The following is a 19,006-nucleotide window of genomic DNA, read 5'->3' on the forward strand; positions in this document are numbered from 1 at the left end:
CGGCACAACCGAGGCTACAGCACGCCCGAGGTGATGTCGTTGTCGAGCAGCCACTGGCGCAGATCGGCGAACTCCTCAAGGCTCACATTGTGGTCGAGGCCGTGGTAGCTCTTGGTTTTGAGCCATGTGTGCTCCTCGAGCCATGCCGCAGTGGCAAACAGTTCGTATTTCGGCACGACACCGTCGTTCTTGCCGTAGGTGTAGAACACGGGGATGTCGTAGTCGGCGAGCCGGTCGTCGGCGGGCGCGGTGCCGGGCACTTGGCCGGGCGCGTTGAAGCCGGATAGGCTGATGACCGCGCGGTACCGTTCGGGATTGATGCGCAGCAGGTGCACGGCGACGAGGCCGCCTTGGGAGAAGCCAAGCGGCACGATGTCGCGGTCGGCGGGGATGTTCGCAGACACCCAGTCATCGACCGCGCAGGCCGCGGCGTACGCATCGTAGTCACGATCCTCGCCTACGGGCATCGCCCCGTGCAACCACGCATAGTTGCCGGGCTCGCCCGCTGCATCCCGCCATCCGCCGGTGTGCCAAATCGTATGATTCGCGCAGGCTTGAGGCGATTGGGCTTCGGCGTCGGGTGACGCGCACGCCGCCGCCGGCGATTCCACCGCAGCCGATGATTCCACCGCGTCCGCCGAACCTACCGCAGCCGGCAACTCCGCCGAGGCCGCGGCAGCCAGCGATTCCGCGCCACCAGCCTGTCGCGTAGACGCCGAACCACTATCGCCGTCGGCATCGCGCTCCTCCCGCGCCGACGCCAAGGTCAGCGGTCCGCGCAGCGCGACGAAATCGTTGTACGGCGCGATCAGCCGCATGATGTCCGCCATCTCTTGCTCGTTCGACCCCCAGCCGTGCAGCAACAGGAACAGCGGATGGGTCAGGTGCTGGCCGAATCCACCGCGCGCTGTGGCGGCATGGCTCACGGTCAGCGGGTCGCCGTAATGGCCGGGGACTTCACCGGATTCGCCACCGACCAATGGAATGCGGGAGTTGGCTTCGTTGCTCATGTGTTTTATGGTAAATGGTCTCAATATGACTATGCCCGAATGTGACCATGATGTGTGTCACATTCGGGCAGTATGGGGCGAATCAGCTCCGCGACGCCTCAGCGAGGCGGTCTGTCGGCCACGCAGGCGTACCGATCAGATACCCTGCCAGGCAGGCTTGTGCGCGAAGGCGTAACGGTAGTAGTCCTTGTGGCGCAGGCGGCTGGCGGCTTCCTCATCGATGATGATGGTGGCGTGCGGGTGCAGCTGCAGCGCGGAGGCCGGGCAGAACGCGGACACGCCGCCCTCCACCGTCTCCTCGATGGCCTCGGCCTTGCCGGAACCGAACGCCAGCAGCACCAGATGACGGGCCTTGAGCACCGTGCCGATGCCCTGCGTGATGCAGTGGGTCGGCACCTGGTTGATGTCGTCGTCGAAGAAGCGGGCGTTGTCGATGCGCGTCTGCTCGGCCAGGGTCTTGACGCGCGTGCCGGAGGCGAGCGACGAGCCCGGCTCGTTGAAGCCGATGTGGCCGTCGGTGCCGATGCCGAGGATCTGTACGTCGATGCCGCCGGCGGCTTCGATCGCACGATCGTAGGCCGGGCCGGCCAGCGCGATCTTGTCGCCGTCCTCGAGCGGAGCGCCGTTGAGGATGTCACCGGGCACGTGCACCTTCTCCGGGTCGAGGCCGAGCGGCTCGACGACCGTGCGGTGGATGGTGGAATGGTAGGACTGCGGGTGCTCGAGCGGCAGGCCGAGGTACTCGTCCAGCGCGAAACCGCGCACCTGGCTCACATCGATGGATTCGTCCTTGACGATCTTGGCGAGCGCCTGGTAGGCGGCCAGCGGGCTGGAACCCGTGGCCAGGCCGAGCACCGCATCCGGCTTGGCCTTGATGAGGTCCGCGACGGCACGACCGTAGATCTGGCCGGCTTCTTCCTGGTTCTTGACAATGATGACTTCAGTCATAACTGTTCCTTAGATATCTCCATGTTGTTTGTGGTGATGGTTACAGATGTTCGGCAATAAGCCCGATCAGGCGTTGCGCCAGGCGATGCCGCTGCCTTCGAGGTCGAAGGTCTCGGTGCTGCCGTCCGCCAGCGTGACCGTCGTGGTCTGTGGCTCCTCGGTGTTGTTGATCACGCAGTAGATGCCCTGTTCTGGGAAGTGCGCGACCTCGCATTCGGGGTTGGACGAGCTCCATGCCGCATACTTGTCCTCGTTATGGGAGGCGTAGAACAGGATGCGTTCGAGCAGACGCGCGTTCGCTGCCGAGTACGGAAGCCCTGACACGTACACGCCACGGCCCTTGCCGTATTCGTTGACGGCGAGCTGCACCTGGCCGTTGTCGGCGCGCAGCAGCGTCACGTCCTCGTTGATCGGATAGGTGTTGGCCACCGGCTCGCCGAAGTCGATGCCGCCGAGCGGCGCCTTGCCCTGACCGCCGCCGCAGCCCGACAGCGGGATGCGGTAGCCGGCTTCCTCCCAAGCCTTGCGGGCTTCGGGATCGACATGCACGTCTTCGGTGATGAAGTGGTCCGGGGTGACCGGCGGGAAGTACTTGTCGATGGACAGGGTCTGGAAGCGCTCCTCATCCACACCGAGCACGTCAGCGAGCTGGAAGAAGCGTCCGGCCTGGAAGCGCGGCAGGGAGCTCGGCTCGCCGACGCCCACGAAGGCGCCGCCACCGCGCACCCAGGCGCGCAGGGTCTCGGCGAGCTTCGGATTGGCCCATACGTCGCCGCCGGTGAATGCGGTGTCGACCGGACCACCGTTGATGATCACGTCGATGTCCGGGTCCACGCCGTGCTCGAGCACGTCGTCGAAGCTGATGAAGCGCACGTTGACGCGCATGCCGGAGAGGGATTCGAGGATGCCGTAGTACGAGTAGGTCTGCTTGTTCGGCAGCGCGTGGGCCACGGTGAAGGCCATCCAGGAGCGCATCTTGCCCCAGGAGTTGAGGATGGCCACGGTGAGCTCGCCTTCGGCGGCCTTGCCGTCGGTACGATCGTGGATGTCGCGGAATTCGTTGGCGATGTGTGTCACGGTGTCCACGAACTTCGGGAACTTGGCCGCGAGGGACAGGTAGCCGCCGTATCCCATGCGGGAGATCGGCGAGCGCAGGATGGCGCGACGGGCCTTGCGCCAGTTGTCAAGGCCTTCGATGCTCGGGTCGTTGCCCTCGTAGAAGGTGTCCGGGAAGAAGTATGGCAGGAAGCGACCCTCGGTGTACTTCACGCCGGGGATGTCCGCGATCATGCGGGTGGTGGTGCCGTCGCCGATGGAGCCGACCACGGCGTCCAGGCCCAGATCGCCGAAGCCCTCCTTGTAGGGCTCGGTGCCGATCCACTGGTCGCCGAGGAACATCATCGCTTCCTTGCCGGCGGCGTGGGACATGTCGGCGAGCTTCTTGACGTTCTCGCGCACGAAGCCGGAGAGGAAGTCGATCCAGTCGCGCTGCGCCTTGCGGGGCACACGCCATGCGGAGTTGTAGGCGCCGCCGTCCACGAAGTCCTCGGGGCGCAGACGGTAGCCGTACTGCTTCTCGAAATCGTCGAGCGCCTGCGGGGAGACCGTGCAGGAGCAGCCGAACCAGTCGACCACCTTTTCGCGGTGCTTCGGGTCGAAGAGCAGGGTGAACTGGTAGAAGAACGTGGTGAAGCGCACCACATCCACCTGCGGGTTGTCCTTGAGCCACTGCTCGAAGGTGTCGAACACGAACTTGCGGGTGGCCGGATGGTAGATGTCGAACGGGATCTCGTGTTCCTTATCACCCCAGTTGTTGGTGAGGTGGTTGTACATCTCGACCGGATCCCAGATGATGTAGGCCATGAAGGAGACCGTGTACTCGTGCATCGGGGTGACGCCCGTCACATGCACGGTGTCGGCATCGGCGTCCAACGTCCAGTGCTCGGGCGGCACGACCTCGCGGGTGGTGCGGTCGACCACTTCCCAGTACTTGTGCGGGTCGGCGTCGCGGTTGGGCGTCAGCTGCTCGGCGAAGAAGCCGTCCATCAGCGGCACGTCAACGGCATCGGATTCGGCCAGCACACGGTCGGTCAGCAGGTAGACCTGCGGCGTCTCGTCCATGTGCAGCGTGATCCACTCGTTGTGCGCGCGGGTCGGGAAGTATGCGCTGTAAATCTTCTTGCCAAGTGCCTGGACGGCTTCGTCCAGGTGCGTGCCGTCCGAGTTGCGGATGGCATCGGCACCCCACAGCTCAGCGAGCTCCTTGGTTTTCTCGGCGAAGTTCTCTTCGCTGGGAATCGTAAAACGCCCAGTGCTCATGAGCGCTCCTCTCTGTATTTCAGATAGGTTGTTAATGTTGTTAACAAAATGAATTCTATCATGCGCTACGGTCGTCCGGAAGTGTACGGCAGCCGCGCGCCTCCATCGCAATGGCGGCGTCGGACGTTGCACGTCGGATTGACGTGGAACTCAGGGATACAGGCGGCCAAACGCTAATATGCCTCGCCGTAAGTTCGTTGATTAATTCACTACCCTTCAGTCCCGCTTCGCCGGCGCGGCTCGTCCTGCAATTGTGGATGCGCTTCGCGCGCGGTTGGCCGGCTCGCCTGCCGGCTCGCACGTTGCCTACAAACAGCTCCGCTGTTTGCTTAACGGCAACGTCCATCAGAGGGGCCAGCACCACATGACAATTGTGAAACGGACCGCTAAGCAATCACCGATCACTGACCGGCATCGGCGTTCGTGCCGGAGCCGGCACCATCAGTAGCATCGGCATCAGCAGCGCCATCGTCGGCAGTGATGTTCTCGATGTCACCGCCCCACTGCTGCTGCAGCTTGGTGATGTTGTCGGCCTCGGCGAACACCATCCAACGTTTGCCGACCAGCAGTCGCCAATCGCCCCGGGCCTTCTCGTTATTCGAATACTGTGCCAGCAGCTCGGCGATCTTCACCTTGATCGGGGCCTTGCCCACTGCGGCCATCGTCTCGGACTCGAACGAAACGAACGCCATACGCGGCTCTGCGCACATCTGTACTGTTGAGACACCGGGCAGACCGCCCGTATCCATACCCTGCCAGCCGGCCGTGCACGTGCCGGCGGCCTGTTCGATGCCCTGTTCCATCTGCTGGGTGCTCTCCACCGGGGCTTTGTCGTTATCCGGCAGAATCAAACCGTCCGGGAACAGTACGCCCACGGCCACACCGACCACCAGACACGCACAGGCCAGCACCATGCATACGATGCCGCCCCCACCGACACCTCCGTGCGTCGAGCTGCGCGGCATGGTGGAGCGCGCGCCGATCACGAACATCAGAGTGAGCCCTATGAGCACCGCGGCGGCGACCGCAATGTACCGGCCGGGCATGTCGACGAGGAAAGGAATGGCATAGGGCGCGATCTCATGTACGGCGGATGCCGCACCCGCCGCAACAGCAAGGAGACCCGTCACCAGCGCCAAACGCCGCAGCACCTTCGATGCAGGACTGTCTACTCTCAGTCGCGCCGCGCGTCTGCCTGAAGGGCGCGAACCTTGGCGACCGCCGCGCGCGCTCCGGGACCGGGGAGCGTCCTCATACTCCGCACCGTCGAAAAAGTCGTATTCCTCGTTGTTCTTCCCCATAAGAGTTCCCTCTCGTCCGGCTGATTGCCAGTATATCGCTGTAGGGCCGAGACGGTCGTCATCCCATGGGATGAACGCGAGACCGGCGGAAGGCGTTATAGACGATCCCCGTTTCGCAGCAGCGACGCAAATTCTCGAAAACAACCCAATGTTCGAGAATTTCGTGCACTGACCGACTCCCAGCGACGCAAATTCTCGGGAGATGGGCAATTCTCGAGAATTTCGTGCACTGAGGGATCTCAGTGCGAGTATCCGCAACTGCAAGCATCGGCGACGCCTGCGCAAAAAAGAACCCCGGCGGGTTGGCGCCGGGGAGAGAAAGGAGAGAGAAGAAGAAAGGGGTTCAATTATCGGGAACTGCTGCTGTTCCTGATCAGCTTTCCGCTGACATTTCTTATATAACCACTGGTTTCTGTGTCTAATGCTGATGTTTTCTGGGAATAACCTGAGAATCTCAGTATCCTGCGCGCACGCCCTCCCGCGACTACCGCATGCTGTGTTTCCGCACTGGGCGCTAAACTTGACCGCAGTATTGTCATTCAAGGAGTTTCTCTATGCTGCTGTCCGACCGCGATATCATCGCCGCACAGTCCGCTGGTCATATTTCGCTCGAACCGTGGACTCCCGAAATGGTGCAGCCCGCTTCCATCGATGTCAGGCTGGATCGGTATTTCCGCCTCTTCAACAACCACGCCTACACCTATGTCGACCCTGCCGAGAATCAGGGGGCGCTCACCGAACAGTTCGAGGTTGGCCCCGATGAGCCCTGGATCCTGCATCCCGGCGAGTTCGCATTGGGATCCACTTGGGAATATGTGAAGCTGGACCCGACTATAGCCGCACGACTTGAGGGCAAGAGCTCGCTCGGACGTCTGGGCATCCTGACCCATTCGACCGCGGGTTTCATCGACCCTGGCTTCGAGGGGCACATCACGCTTGAGCTGTCGAACGTCTCCACGCTGCCGGTCAAACTGTGGCCTGGCATGAAGATCGGCCAGATGTGCTTCTTCCAGTTGAGCTCGCCGGCCGAGCATCCGTACGGCTCTGCAGGTACCGGCTCACATTATCAGGGCCAGCGCGGCCCGACACCGAGCCGCTCATACGTGAACTTCTACCGAGCTCATATCGACGACTAATCCGTATACCGACCGGCCGCTGATGTGTGGAACATCGGCTCGACCGGTTGGCTGGCGCTTCGGCATCAATGCCGGAGCACTCATGTACGCCAAGGAGATGCAATGACCAACAGTGATGGCGGTTTTCAATTTGACTTCCAGCAGCATCAGGAACCAATCAAGCCGGTAGTGCCTCCCCTGCCGGGACAGGGAGCTTCTGCACAGCAGCAACCGCAGGGATCCGCTGCAAAGGATCCCGCTGATCAGGAGCCGACGGCATGGCCTTCCCTGCAGTGGCCCGATTATGGTGCCGCTGCAACAGGTGCCGCCGCGACCGGCACAGGCGTTGCAGGCGGCGCAGGTGTTGCAGGCAATGTACAGCCCACCCAGGCGATGCCGGCACCGACGTCTCCGGCACCATCCAATTATTCGAGCTCGGCCGATGCGCCGGCATGGGGCACGGTTCCGGTCGCCCGACCGGTACAATCCGCGCAACCCGCGCAGCCGACGCAGCCGGCACAGCAAGCGCAACCTCAGCCTCCGCTCTCCGAGGCGACACAGGCATTCCAGCCATTTCCCGCAACACCGCAGCCGACGCCCGCCCCGGCGCCTCCGACCCAGCCAATCGCAGAACCGGTCCAGCCAATCGCACAGCCGGCAGTCGAATCACAACCAATCGTCCCTGCCGCCGGACAACAACAGTACGTCTGGGATCAGGCCACGCAGAGTTTCCGCCCGGTAGCCCCCGTAGCCCCGGCCGAAGCGTCGGCTCAGCCAATCCAGCCGGCTCAGCAGTCGCCGTACGGCCAGCCCACGCAAGCGATGCCGTACACCCCGCCGACACAACCGCTCCAACAGCCCGTGAGCTCTGAAGCCAGTGAAGAAGCCACGCAGCTGTTCCAGCCGACTCAGCCACCGACGGTTGTCTCAACGCCGAATGCGGCGCTTCCTCCACTGGGGAGCCCGACAGCGCCTTCTCAGGATCAGGCCACGCAGGCGTACTCGCCGCTGGCCCAGCCTCCGGCCATACCGCTGGCCACCGAATCGGCCGCAAACGCGGCGAACGGCGAGATTCCCGCCGACGAAGAGGCGACACAGGTGTTCCAGCCGGTGACCAATCCGCCCGCCCGTCTCGCCGGCACAGAAGAGCCGGCGCAGCCGCTCCCGCCCGCCATCTCCCCATTCGAGCAGTTCGAGGATGAGGACGATGCCGACTCCGGCGACGGCAATGGCCGAGGACAGCATAACGGCGGCGCCGACAAGAAGGATACGCGCAAGATCGCGATCACCGCGGCAATCGTGGTGGCAGTAGTCGCATTGATCGGCGGCGGCCTGTTCCTGTGGCGATCCAACAGCAGCAAGGTCAGTCAGGCAGCCGCGCTGACCGAATGCAAGGTGGTCGCCAAGCAGTACGACGCAGCCAAGAAGAAGCTGGAAAGCGCCGTGACCAAGGGGCAAAGCACCTCTCAAACAGCCAAAGGCAAGGTGGCGGACAGCACGACCATCGATACGCTGAACGCCGCCGTGGAGAAGGGGCAGAACCCTGCAGACACCGCCAGCTGCAATTCCAACCTGTCCGCAGACCAGCTCAAGCAGCAGGTCAAGGACATGCAGGGGAACGTCGACACGGTGACCGACCAGACGGATGCCATCAACAGCGCCATCAAAGCCGTGACCGCCTCGCAGAAGACCGCTGACGTCGATGCCAAGAAGAGCAAGCTCAGCTCGGCTGTTTCCCAGGCACAGGCCACGTTGACCGGTTCCGCTGGCAGCGTCGCGGATGAGAATACCCGCACCGCCCTGCAGACGGCGATCACCACCGCGAACAACGTGATGAATAGCTCGAATCCGTCCGACGCCGATATCGACAATGCCATCTCCGCCTTGCAGAAGGCGGAATCGGATGTGAACGCCTCGATGCAGGCCAAGCAGAAGGCGGACGCTGAGGCCAAGGCCAAGGCAGACGAAGAAGCGAAGAAGCAGGCCGAGGAAGAAGCCCAGCAGCAGCAACAGCAGCAACAACAGAATGGCAACGACCAGTCCAACGGAGGCGATCAGTCCACGGACGGCGGCGACAGCTCCACTTCCGGATCGACCAACTGAACTGAGCTCTCGACCATTGAGCCGTAGTAACGGCCGGCCGCCCCCTCATTAGGGGGCGGCCGGCCGTTCTTGCTTCCAGCTATTACTTCCTGGCCATGGCGCGCAGCACGGCCTTGCGCAGCTCGGAAGCCACCAGCACGATGGCTGCCAATCCGATGCATTCCAGCCATGCCAATGCGCTCAGAGGCGTGGTGCCGAACGCCGAGTTCAGGAACGGCACGTAGATCACCACAAGCTGCAGCACAATCGAAAGCCCGATCGCGCCCCACAGCCACTTGTTGGAGAAGAGACCGACGAACGCGGACTGCAGGTGGGAGCGGGAGGCGAGCGCGTTGAACAGCTGGGCGAACACGAGGATCGTGAAGCCCATCGTGCGCGCCTCGACCATCTGCGCCTCATGGCCGACGGCCTCCACCGAACGGTCGGTGAACAGGCCTCCGGACAGATGCATGTCCATGCCAATCAGCGTAACGATGGCCATGATGATGCCGATGTAGACAATGTCGCCCCACATCGAGGCGTCGATCACGCGGTCAGTGACGCGGCGGGGCTTGCGACCCATCACGTCATCGGTCTGCGGGTCGACGCCCATCGCGAGCGCGGGCGCGGCATCGGTCAAGAGGTTGATCCACAGCAGCTGCGTGGCGAGCAGCGGCACGGTGACGCCCACGGTCTCCGGCTGGCGGATGCCGAGGAAGCCGGCCAACACCACGCCGAGGAACACGGTGAACACCTCGCCCACGTTCGAGCTCAGCAGGTAGCGCAGGAACTTGCGGATGTTGTCGAAGATCACGCGGCCTTCGCGCACGGCTGCCACGATGGTGGAGAAGTTGTCGTCCGCGAGGATCATCTTGGCGCTCTGCTTGGTGACCTCGGTGCCGGTGATGCCCATGGCCACGCCGATGTCCGCAGACTTGACGGCGGGGGCGTCGTTGACGCCGTCGCCGGTCATGGCCACGATGTTGCCTTGGCGTTGCAGGGATTCGACGATCTTCAATTTATGTTCGGGTGCCACTCGCGCGTATACGGAGACGTCTGCGGTGGCCTTGTCGAGTTCGGCCTCGCTGCCCAGCTGGTCGAGCTGGTCGCCGGTCAGCGCTTTGCCGTCCTTGGCGATGATGCCCAGGTCGGAGGCGATGCGGGCCGCGGTGAGCGGATGGTCGCCGGTGATCATCACCGTGCGGATGCCGGCGCGATGCGCCTCGGCCACGGAATCGCGGACTTCGGTGCGCGGCGGGTCGATGATGCCGACCATGCCATTCCAGATCAGGTCGGTTTCGATGGCGTCGGCCTGGTCGGCGATGTCCGCCACCTGGCCGGCCGCGTTCACCGTGACACCGGGCACATCGGCAAGGCTGCTGGTCTCCAGCGGACGGCAGGCTTCGCCCAACGTGCGGTAAGCCTCGGAGGAGAGCCGTTCGACAGTGGCGAGGATCGACTGGCGGTCGCCTTCGGTGAGTTTGCGCACCTGGCTGCCCACGCGGATGCGGGAGCAGTAGCTCAAAAGCACGTCGGGCGCGCCCTTGGCGAACACGGTGAGCTTGCCGGAGTCGGTGTCGTCCTTGGCGATGATGGACATGCGCTTGCGTTCGGAGGTGAACGGAATCTCGCCCACGCGCGTGAAGCGCTTCGCCTTGTGGTCCGCCTTGACCTTGCGGGCGGCCACGATCAGCGAGACTTCAGTCGGGTCGCCCACGGTCTCCCAACGTCCGTTGGCATCCTGGCGCAGCTCGCCATCGTTCGCCAGCGTGCCGGCGAGCAGCGTGGCCACTACCTCATCGGCCACGACCCGAGCCTGCTCGCTGTCCGAGCCGGAGCCATCGGCCATAACCATGCGACCCTCGGGCGAGTAGCCGGTGCCGGTGATCTGCACCTCGCCGGACGGCGTCACCACACGCTCCACCGTCATCTCGTTGCGGGTCAGCGTGCCGGTCTTATCCGAGCAGATCACGGATGCGGAGCCCAGCGTCTCCACCGAATGCAGTTTCTTGACGATAGCGTTGTGCGCGGCCATGCGCTGCACTCCGAGCGCGAGCACCACGGTCAGAATCGCGGCCAGGCCTTCCGGCACGGCGGCCACGGCCAGCGAGACGGCGAGCAGCAGGGAGTCGATCACGTCATGGATATCGTGGAATCCTTCCAGCACGGCGAGCGCCACCAGCACCACGACGGCGATGATGCACACCGCGATGCCCAGGATCTTGGAGACGTAGTCCATCTCCTTCTGCAGCGGGGTCTTCTCGTCTTCCGTGGCGGAGAGCATGTCGGCGATCTTGCCGACCTGCGTGTTCATGCCGGTTCCGGTCACGATGGCGCGACCCGTGCCCTGCGTGACGGACGTGCCGTTGAACACCATGTTGGCTCGGTCGCCCAAAGCCTTGGCTGCGGCCAGTGTGTCCGGCTTTTTGCCGACCGGCACGGATTCGCCGGTCAGGCTCGCTTCGGCGATGCGCAGGCTCGCCGCGTTCACCAGGCGGCCGTCGGCGGACACGGAGTCGCCCTCGGCAAGCACGATGATGTCGCCGGGCACCACGTCGACGGTGTTGATGCGCTGCACCTTGCCGCCGCGCATCACCGAGGTCTGAGGCGCGGTCATTTGGGCGAGCGCCTCCACCGCGGCCTCGGCCTTGGCCTCCTGGATGTAGCCGAGCACGGCGTTGACGATCAGAATCAGCACGATGACCAGCGCATCGAACGGGAGCGCCTCTCCCCCTTCGGCACCGGGTACGGCGTTAGCTTTCTCGATGAACCAGGCAATCACCGAAATCACAGTGGCGGCAAGCAGCAGGTACACCAGCGGATCCTGGAACTGGGCCAGGAACTTCTTCCATTTCGGTACGGGCGGAGCGCTGGCGAGTTCGTTCGGGCCGAATTTGGCCAGTCGGCGGCTGGCTTCCTCTTCGCTCAGGCCCTGTTTCGGGTCGACATTCAGGGCTTTGGCCACATCCTCGGCACTTGTCAGGCTGGGATCGGCGTCGCCGAGCAGGGCCTGCTGGGCGCGCACTTCTTCTGATTCCGCGATCTCGTTCGTTGCGGTCGCGGATAGTGTGGACTGATCTGTAAGGCGATCATCCATGATGTTCTCCTTGGTATAGCCGCGGAGTAATCAGTTCTGCGAGCGCACCGGGTTATCTCCCCCGATCATCGCAGGACTGCGCGGTTATGGACATCGACGCAACTGCTGCCGATGCATACGGTTGCTATTATTCCATAACCGATAGGTGCGCTTGGCGTACAGCGTAATGGTGTTTTGCCTAGTGGGCAGGATCGTAAAAATTGAAGGATTAAGCTTTTTCTCTCCCCCAGTCAGCTTCGCTGACAGCCCGTCCTGCAATCAGGGACGCGCTGCGCGCGGCATCCAACTGGTTCGCCTGCCGGCTCACACGCTGCCTACAAACAGCTCCGCTGTTTGCTTCACGGCAACGTCCCATCAGAGGGGGCCAGCACCACACAACAAATATCGGGACGGACCACTAGAACAGTCGCCGCAACCAGGCTTCGGCCAGTTCGGGCCAGCATTGCACGGCCGGCACGATGTGTTCTGCACTGCCGTGGTAGGCGGTCTCCTCATTGGCCAGGGAAAGCCCGTGACGTCCTTCGGGGAACAGATGGGCCTCGACGCTCACGCCGGCTACCCGGCAGGCCGCGATGAGCATCAGCGTGTTCTCCACAGGCACGGTGGCGTCGTTCATCGTGTGCCAGACGAACACAGGCGGCGTCTTGGCATCGATATGCTTCTCGATTGACAGCTTGTCGCGCAGCGCCTGATCATGATCATGCGCGCCCAGCAGGTATTGGAAGCTGCCGCGATGCGCGTATTCGCCGGATGTGATTACCGGATAGGCGAGCATCAGCGCATTCGGGCGCACCTCGTCCGGATCGTATCCGTGTTCGTGCAGATCGTCATCGCCGGCCGTGGTGGCGAGGTTCGCCGCCAGATGCCCGCCTGCGGAAAAGCCCATCACGGCGATTCGTTCGGGGTCGGCGTGCCATGCTTCCGCGTTCGTACGAATCAACCGCATGGCCTCGGCCGATTCGACCAGCGCCACCGGGTAATGGCTGCGCCGCACCGAATACCGCAGCACGAACACGTTGAAGCCTTTGGCCAGAAAACGCAGGGCCACCGGCTCAGCCTCGCGGTCGGAAGTCATGACATATCCGCCGCCGGGGAGAATCAGGATTGACGCGCGGACTCGGCCCGGCTGGAGATCCGGGCTGTCGTCCGGCACATAGCCGATGAATTGCGCCTCGCTGCCGTCGAAGCCGGTAATGGTCTGCTGAATGTACTGCATTGCGCCCCCTGCAGGTCGTGCATCAAAGTGCTCACGCGATTGGTGCCCGCGTGTTCAGGAATCATGATAAATGCGCGACGGTACGGAGACGGAGCGGCATGATGCCTTTCGCCGCGCATGTGACATGTGTATCGCTTTGCCGCAAGCATCCACCGGCGGCAGTGGGTCGTCAGTCCGGATCCGCGGCTGTGGTGGCAGCATCGCGCAGGCTGGCGGCCATGGCGCGGTCGCGCGCGGTTTTGGTCAGGCGCAGGCCGATGGTCACTGCAATCAAAACGATGGTGCAGGCGATCCACAATACGCGCCCGCCGAAGCGGCTGATCATCCAGCCTCCGGCCAGCGGGGCCAGCGCGATCGAGAGCGACCACAGCACGTTGTACATACCCTGATAGGTGCCGCGCGCATCAGCCGGAGCCAGTGCGGCAACCGTAGTGGTGGCGATGGGGAAGGTGCCCAGCTCTCCCAGCGTCCACAACATGACGGCGAGCGCGAAACCCGCCCACGAGTCGGCCACGGTCTGCACGGCGTACCCGATTACGGTCACGGCGAGGCCGGCGATCAGCACACGGGAGTTGCCCATGCGCGCGAACAGCTTCATCGCCGGGACTTGCAGCAGACACAGCATACCGCCGTTGATCGTGAGCAATACCGAATAGTCGCCAAGGTCAAGACCAAGGTCGGTCATGGCGATTGGCAGACCTGACGTGCTCTGGAAATAGACGAGGAAGTATCCGAACATCAGTACCGAGAACATGAGGAAAGGCACGTCGGTCATGGCGCGACGCCAGTTGCGCAGCATGGAGGCTTTGGCGTCGGCCCGGGCGGTGGCGGCCGGTGCTGCGCCGGCATCACCGTCCAGAGCAGCATCATCGGTCAGAGCAGCATCATCGACCAGGGCAGCGGCAACGGTCGCGGAGTCCCCAGTAGCGCGTCCTGAGCCATCCCACGGTTTCGGCACAGCGATTCCCAGATGCCTGACCTCGCGGAAGAAGGCAATAAGCAGCACAGTGACGCCTACCATCACGGCCGCCTCGACATAGAACATCAGCGAATACGACACCTTGACCAATTGATTGGCCACAATCGGACCAATCGCATACCCACAGTTGATGGCCCACGACTGCAGCACATACGCGCGCTGTTGACGTTCGGCGGGCACCACATCGGCGATGTAGGCGGCGATTGCCGGGCTCGGCAGCGAAGCGAACGCGCCATACACGAACAACGCCGCGCCCAACGACACCGGCTCGACCAGCACCGACACCACCAGCAAGGCTGCCGCCGCGCCGATCTCACCGATGATGATCATGGACTGGCGTCCGAAGCGGTCGGACAGCATGCCGCCGAACAGGCAGCCGATGATCGCGCCGAAGCCGTACATGGCCACCACGGCACCGACCACGCCTTCATCGATATGCAGCGCGGACACCAGATATATGGAGAGGAATGACGTGACGAAGCGCCCCATCCACAGGATCAGAATCGCCAGCCAAAGCCCCCAGTACAGCGGGGACAGTCCAAATATCTCGCGTTGCTTCTTCGCCTCTTGTCTCACCTCTGATACTGTACTCGCGATGCATGCGCGCCGGGCTCGGGCAGTCATTTGGCGCGGGGTGCTGGGACAATGTCACCTATGGCTATGAAAAAGGGACCGACCAAGGGGTCGGGTGGAAAGCATCGTAATAAGTTGAAGGGCTATGGCCCCACGCCGAAGGCCGAGGACCGCGTGTATCACAAGGCGTATAAGGCCAAGCAAATCGCCGAGCGTCGTATGCGCTCCGACCCGCGTCTGGCGGCCCGCCGTCGCGTGGACAAGTTCGCGTCGGCCGACACTTCCGACCTGGTGTTCGGCCGCAATTCCGTGCTGGAGGCGCTGCGCGTGGGCGTGCCGAGCTCCACGCTGTACATCATGTCGCGCATCGAGCACGATGACCGCACGCGCGAAATCGTGAAGATCGCAGGCATGAACGGTCTGCACATGCTGGAGGCCGACCGTCTGGAGATGGATCGCATCGCCCGCTCGGGCAACCATCAGGGCGTGATTCTGAAGGTGAATCCGTACCAGTACTCCTCGTTGCATGAGCTGGTGGAGCGTGCCGAGAAGAAGGCGAAGGCCATGGAGGCCGTGAATTCCGCGGCCATGCGGATCGCTTCGCGTCCGCTGTTCATCGCTTTGGATGGCGTGACCGATCCGCAGAACCTCGGTGCAGTGATCCGTTCGGCCGCCGCATTCGGCGCGAACGGTGTGATCCTGCCGGAGCGCCGCTCCGCATCGGTGAACGCCGCGGCATGGAAGGTGTCCGCAGGCGCGGCCGCGCATATGCCGGTGGCCCGCGTGGTGAACCTGAACAAGGCCATCGAAGGGCTGAAGGAACGCGGCTATTACGTGGTTGGCCTGGACGGCGGTGGCGACAAACTCGTCGGTGAAACCGGTTTTGAGGCCGATCCGCTTGTGGTGGTGCTTGGCTCCGAGGGCAGCGGCCTGAGCCGTCTGGTCCGTGAGGCTTGCGACGCCATCGCCGGCATTCCGATCAGCTCAACGGTGGAGTCGCTGAACGCCTCGGTGGCTGCCGGCATCAGCCTGTACGCCGTGGCACACGCCCGCCGCGAAGCCGCGAAGTAATCGCAACCGCAATTATGCACCGCTTATAGTGAAGCCCCTCAATGCGAGGGGCTTCATGCTTAATGGCTCCAGCAATTTCGGACTTGCCTACGGCAAGCCCAACCCACCCTCACTCGGCTACCGCCTCGCTCGGGGCTCGCCTACGGGCAACCCACTGGGTTGCCCGCTTAACGGCTCGACCCAGCAATCACCGACCTCGCTACGCTCGGCCCCAACCCACCCTCGCTCGGCTACCGCCTCACTCGGGGCTCACCTACGGGCAACCCACTGGGTTGCCCGCTTAACGGCTCGCCCATACAGCCGCGTCAGGATCGTCGTCGGGGTTGTAGCCGTCGTCGGCGTTGTAGGTGTATTCGTCGTCAATCACACCGGCATCGGCTTCGGCGTTGAGCTCGTCAAGGGCCTTCTTGTCGAGCTTGTAGTTCGGCAGGACGTTGTCGATGTAACTGGTCACGGCCTCACCCATCGGCACATCATGGCCGGCCTTCTCGGCGAGGAACCAACGGTGGTCGAGCACCTCATGGAAGAACTGCGCCGGCTCGATCTGCGTCCGATATTCCGGCGGAATCATGCGCACGGTCGGCTCGTACACCTCGCGCATCCAATCGGTGGCCACGATCTCGAGGTCCTCGCCGTCGCGCCACGTGGACGCGCGGTAGGCGTCAAGGTCATTGAGCAGGCGACGGGCCTGATTCTCCTGCACATCCAGACCGGTCAGACGCAGCAGCTTGCGGTTGGCATATCCTGCATCCACCACGCGCGGACGCACCAGCACGCGCTTGCCATCCTCAGCGGTCTTCATCTCAAGCTCGTCCACGTCGAAGCCCAGCTCGTTGAGCTTGTTGACACGCTGCTCGATCTTCCACATCTCGTCCGGTCCGAACTTATCAGTGTCGGTGAGCGCACTCCACAGCGAATGGTACCGATCGACCAGCCGGTTGCCGACCTCGATCTCGTCCACATCGCTCGGCAGCAGACGGCCGGACGCAAGATCCATCAGTTCGCCGATGATGTTCGTACGGGCCAGATCGATATCGTATTCACGCTGGCCATCGGTGAGCTGCACCTGCAGGTCACCGGTCTCGGCATCCACGAGGAATGCGGAGAATGCGTCGGCATCGCGCAGGAACAGTACGTTCGACAGGGACACATCGCCCCAGTAGAAGCCGGCCAGGTGCAGGCGCACCAGCAGCACGGCGAGGGCGTCGATCAGTCGTTCGGCGGTGTCCGGGCGCAGGTTGCGGGCGAACAGCGCACGGTACGGCAGTGAGAACTTCAAGTGCCGGGTGACCAGAATCGCCTCCAGCGGCTCCCCTTCACGGGTGTGACGGCCGGTGACCACGGCGATCGGGGTCACAGTTGGCAGTTCGAGCTTCTGCAGTCGACGCAGGATCTCGTACTCTCGCTCGGCCACCTGGCGCGTGATCTCCTTCATGGCGTACACCTCGTCGCCCACGTGCACGAATCGCACGACGTGGCGGGAGATGCCTCGCGGCAGGTTGGCCAGCAGGTCCTCAGGCCAGGTGGCCAAGGGCTTGTGCCAGGGCAGCGTGAACATCTTTGGGTTCGAGCTGGCGGCGGTGATTTTCAGTGCTTGCGGTTCCGCTGAATCGGCGTGTTCGTCTTCGGCTTTGACAGACGTGGCCTTCAGCGCACGCGGATCCATCTGGGGCAATTCGTTCAACTCCATGTGTTCGATTTTACGTGGTGCTTGGGAAGTGCGCTTCCCAGCCACATATTCGGCGCGTTATTCTCGCATACGAATAAACAAAAAGTCGGGTAATCCCCCACATGAATGAGATCAGAAGAAATCAAGCCATCTTTAATTTTGTATCGCAAGCACCAGCAAAAAGCATCAAACAAAATAGGATACCGAACAACACAAAATCGATAGCCCAGAGACAATCCTGTTTGCTCGTTTTGCCCCCGTCATCCGCAGTAAAGAGCCACCCAACTATGAGGACAACGATTGAATAAACAAACCAACCTGTTGCGCAAATTATTGCGATTAAAACAAAAGCAGTCATGGTCAGAGGAGCTCCCAGGCTCATTTCATAACGCTTTCGTCATCTGTATGGGATTTGTCGCTCAAATTGACGACACTCATGCGGCGCCTCATGCGCAGCCTGAATAAAACGAACGCAACGAGTAGCATGAGCCCCGCTGCCGCAGCAATGCTTCCTACGGCGGCACCGGTACGGCCGATAACGCCAGGCTTTACCGGCTCCTTGTTTGGATTATTTTCGGGCGGAGTGACGAGAGTTCCGGCGCTAAATTTCGGCTCTACCGTGATGTTGAGATCGGCGGCCGTGTCTCCGCTGCCGGGAATCGAGATGAGGAACGGATCGCAGTCGTATGCTTTGTTGGCTTTCGCCGAGTTCGTGCGGGAGACCAGATATAGGCCGAGCGGCAGATTCTGGAAAGTGAGCTGGCCAGCTGCATTGGTGATGCCGGAATGCTGGTATAGCTTGTTTTTCGCCGCATATGCAGCCAGCTTCTTGGCGGCATCGTGATATTCGCTCGATGTCAGGCGTTCCCAATCGGCAGTGAGACTGGAAAAATCACTGACGGTTTTATATGAGGAAACGCTACCATCATTGTTCGTTGTGACAGTGGCGACGCGCACGATGGCATAAGTATCGCCGGCAAGTGATTTGGGCGCGGCTGTATCTCGGCCCCATACGGCATTGATGGTGAGAGTGCCGAAGGAATCAGCTTGCGCGTATGGCACCATGAAGCCGAAAGACACAAGACCAGTGAGGATGATAGTAATGGTGGCGGCAATCATGGCAGCAACGCGCGCCGCACCATACTCGCTTCCGCTATGCGGGTCTAACATGTCTGCCCGGTCCTTTCCGCCGTGATGAATGTGATTGGTTATTTGTATTGGCTGGCTGAGGAGGCAAGTCACCGTCCGGCTCGATGGCTGCGGAGCTAGAATCATCAGACGCGACCTTGGCGCTCCCACTCTGCCGGCGTCGCCGCTCATGCCGTTGCCACAAATGCCATGCGATGAGCAAGGCAATCAATGCGAGAGACGGCAACAAGTACTGCAGCGGGATGTCCACGTGGAATGTGGATTTGGCGTCATTCTGCTGCTGTGGTGTGTACGGGATGCGATGACCGCGCACCAGCAGCCGGTGCGTGTTGACCGCATACGGTGTGCAGGTGATGAGCGTGACCAAATCCTTGCCGGGCTCGATTGCCAGTTGTTTGGTATCGGTCGGCAGAACGGTAGTGATCTTATCGACCTGATACGCATATGTGTCTTTAAGTATTGTGATGTAGAACTTGT

General features: G+C 62.4%; 14 protein-coding genes. 3 read left to right on the forward strand and 11 right to left on the reverse strand.

Features of this window, described 5'->3' with window-relative positions:
- Positions 1-14: 14 nt before the first annotated feature.
- From BW09_RS11230 to BW09_RS09645, 4 genes are all read right to left on the reverse strand, one after another.
- A complete protein-coding gene (locus tag BW09_RS11230) occupies positions 15-1,010 on the reverse strand; it encodes an alpha/beta hydrolase (RefSeq protein ID WP_308810345.1) in 996 nt (331 codons plus the stop codon).
- 135 nt (positions 1,011-1,145) lie between these two features.
- Positions 1,146-1,958 (reverse strand): glucosamine-6-phosphate deaminase, encoded by an 813-nt coding sequence (gene nagB, locus BW09_RS09635; protein WP_044090286.1) that lies wholly within the window; start codon positions 1,956-1,958, stop codon positions 1,146-1,148.
- A gap of 66 nt (positions 1,959-2,024) precedes the next feature.
- Complete coding sequence (gene gnpA / locus BW09_RS09640; RefSeq protein ID WP_140463535.1) at positions 2,025-4,277, reverse strand: 1,3-beta-galactosyl-N-acetylhexosamine phosphorylase; 2,253 nt, start codon at positions 4,275-4,277, stop codon at positions 2,025-2,027.
- A 401-nt stretch (positions 4,278-4,678) separates the two neighbouring features.
- Positions 4,679-5,578: a hypothetical protein gene (locus tag BW09_RS09645; protein ID WP_140463537.1), complete on the reverse strand. Its 900-nt coding sequence runs from the start codon at positions 5,576-5,578 to the stop codon at positions 4,679-4,681.
- A 554-nt stretch (positions 5,579-6,132) separates the two neighbouring features.
- Here BW09_RS09645 and dcd point away from each other — a divergent pair.
- Positions 6,133-6,714, forward strand: coding sequence for a dCTP deaminase (gene dcd, locus BW09_RS09650; protein ID WP_044090290.1), 582 nt, complete (start codon positions 6,133-6,135; stop codon positions 6,712-6,714).
- 102 nt (positions 6,715-6,816) lie between these two features.
- Positions 6,817-8,796, forward strand: coding sequence for an FIVAR domain-containing protein (locus BW09_RS09655; RefSeq protein ID WP_140463539.1), 1,980 nt, complete (start codon positions 6,817-6,819; stop codon positions 8,794-8,796).
- A gap of 82 nt (positions 8,797-8,878) precedes the next feature.
- Here BW09_RS09655 and BW09_RS09660 read toward each other — a convergent pair whose 3' ends face one another.
- From BW09_RS09660 to BW09_RS09670, 3 genes are all read right to left on the reverse strand, one after another.
- Complete coding sequence (locus BW09_RS09660) at positions 8,879-11,872, reverse strand: cation-translocating P-type ATPase (protein ID WP_044090292.1); 2,994 nt, start codon at positions 11,870-11,872, stop codon at positions 8,879-8,881.
- Positions 11,873-12,269: 397 nt separating this feature from the next.
- Positions 12,270-13,088 carry an alpha/beta hydrolase gene (locus tag BW09_RS09665; RefSeq protein ID WP_140463541.1) on the reverse strand — a complete coding sequence of 273 codons (819 nt, stop codon included), beginning with the start codon at positions 13,086-13,088 and terminating at the stop codon, positions 12,270-12,272.
- Positions 13,089-13,257: 169 nt separating this feature from the next.
- Positions 13,258-14,556, reverse strand: coding sequence for an MFS transporter (locus tag BW09_RS09670; protein ID WP_238567082.1), 1,299 nt, complete (start codon positions 14,554-14,556; stop codon positions 13,258-13,260).
- 165 nt (positions 14,557-14,721) lie between these two features.
- Here BW09_RS09670 and rlmB point away from each other — a divergent pair, with 165 nt between their 5' ends.
- Entirely contained in the window at positions 14,722-15,711 is a 990-nt protein-coding gene (gene rlmB, locus BW09_RS09675) for a 23S rRNA (guanosine(2251)-2'-O)-methyltransferase RlmB (protein ID WP_044090295.1), read from the forward strand.
- Positions 15,712-15,991: 280 nt separating this feature from the next.
- On the opposite strand, the gene BW09_RS09680 is transcribed toward rlmB, so the two are convergent.
- The 4 genes from BW09_RS09680 to BW09_RS09700 form a co-directional block, all read right to left on the reverse strand.
- Positions 15,992-17,401, reverse strand: a complete 1,410-nt coding sequence (locus BW09_RS09680) for a DUF4032 domain-containing protein (protein WP_140464887.1) — start codon at positions 17,399-17,401, stop codon at positions 15,992-15,994.
- A gap of 121 nt (positions 17,402-17,522) precedes the next feature.
- Positions 17,523-17,738: a hypothetical protein gene (locus BW09_RS09690; RefSeq protein ID WP_140464889.1), complete on the reverse strand. Its 216-nt coding sequence runs from the start codon at positions 17,736-17,738 to the stop codon at positions 17,523-17,525.
- A 20-nt stretch (positions 17,739-17,758) separates the two neighbouring features.
- Complete coding sequence (locus tag BW09_RS09695) at positions 17,759-18,550, reverse strand: cell surface protein (protein ID WP_140464891.1); 792 nt, start codon at positions 18,548-18,550, stop codon at positions 17,759-17,761.
- Positions 18,534-19,006, reverse strand: a 473-nt coding sequence (locus BW09_RS09700; protein WP_140464893.1) for a sortase, incomplete at its 5' end; no start/stop codon positions are given. The genes BW09_RS09700 and BW09_RS09695, both read right to left, overlap by 17 nt.

The organism is Bifidobacterium sp. UTCIF-1 (assembly GCF_006408915.1).
Taxonomy (GTDB): domain Bacteria; phylum Actinomycetota; class Actinomycetes; order Actinomycetales; family Bifidobacteriaceae; genus Bifidobacterium; species Bifidobacterium reuteri.

Coding starts and splice junctions, on each gene's coding strand:
- BW09_RS11230 (WP_308810345.1), bottom strand. CDS start 1,010: ATGAGCAACGAAGCCAACTCCCGCATTCCATTGGTCGGTGGCGAATCC.
- nagB (WP_044090286.1), bottom strand. CDS start 1,958: ATGACTGAAGTCATCATTGTCAAGAACCAGGAAGAAGCCGGCCAGATC.
- gnpA (WP_140463535.1), bottom strand. CDS start 4,277: ATGAGCACTGGGCGTTTTACGATTCCCAGCGAAGAGAACTTCGCCGAG.
- BW09_RS09645 (WP_140463537.1), bottom strand. CDS start 5,578: ATGGGGAAGAACAACGAGGAATACGACTTTTTCGACGGTGCGGAGTAT.
- dcd (WP_044090290.1), top strand. CDS start 6,133: ATGCTGCTGTCCGACCGCGATATCATCGCCGCACAGTCCGCTGGTCAT.
- BW09_RS09655 (WP_140463539.1), top strand. CDS start 6,817: ATGACCAACAGTGATGGCGGTTTTCAATTTGACTTCCAGCAGCATCAG.
- BW09_RS09660 (WP_044090292.1), bottom strand. CDS start 11,872: ATGGATGATCGCCTTACAGATCAGTCCACACTATCCGCGACCGCAACG.
- BW09_RS09665 (WP_140463541.1), bottom strand. CDS start 13,088: ATGCAGTACATTCAGCAGACCATTACCGGCTTCGACGGCAGCGAGGCG.
- BW09_RS09670 (WP_238567082.1), bottom strand. CDS start 14,556: ATGGGGCGCTTCGTCACGTCATTCCTCTCCATATATCTGGTGTCCGCG.
- rlmB (WP_044090295.1), top strand. CDS start 14,722: ATGGCTATGAAAAAGGGACCGACCAAGGGGTCGGGTGGAAAGCATCGT.
- BW09_RS09680 (WP_140464887.1), bottom strand. CDS start 17,401: ATGGAGTTGAACGAATTGCCCCAGATGGATCCGCGTGCGCTGAAGGCC.
- BW09_RS09690 (WP_140464889.1), bottom strand. CDS start 17,738: ATGACTGCTTTTGTTTTAATCGCAATAATTTGCGCAACAGGTTGGTTT.
- BW09_RS09695 (WP_140464891.1), bottom strand. CDS start 18,550: ATGTTAGACCCGCATAGCGGAAGCGAGTATGGTGCGGCGCGCGTTGCT.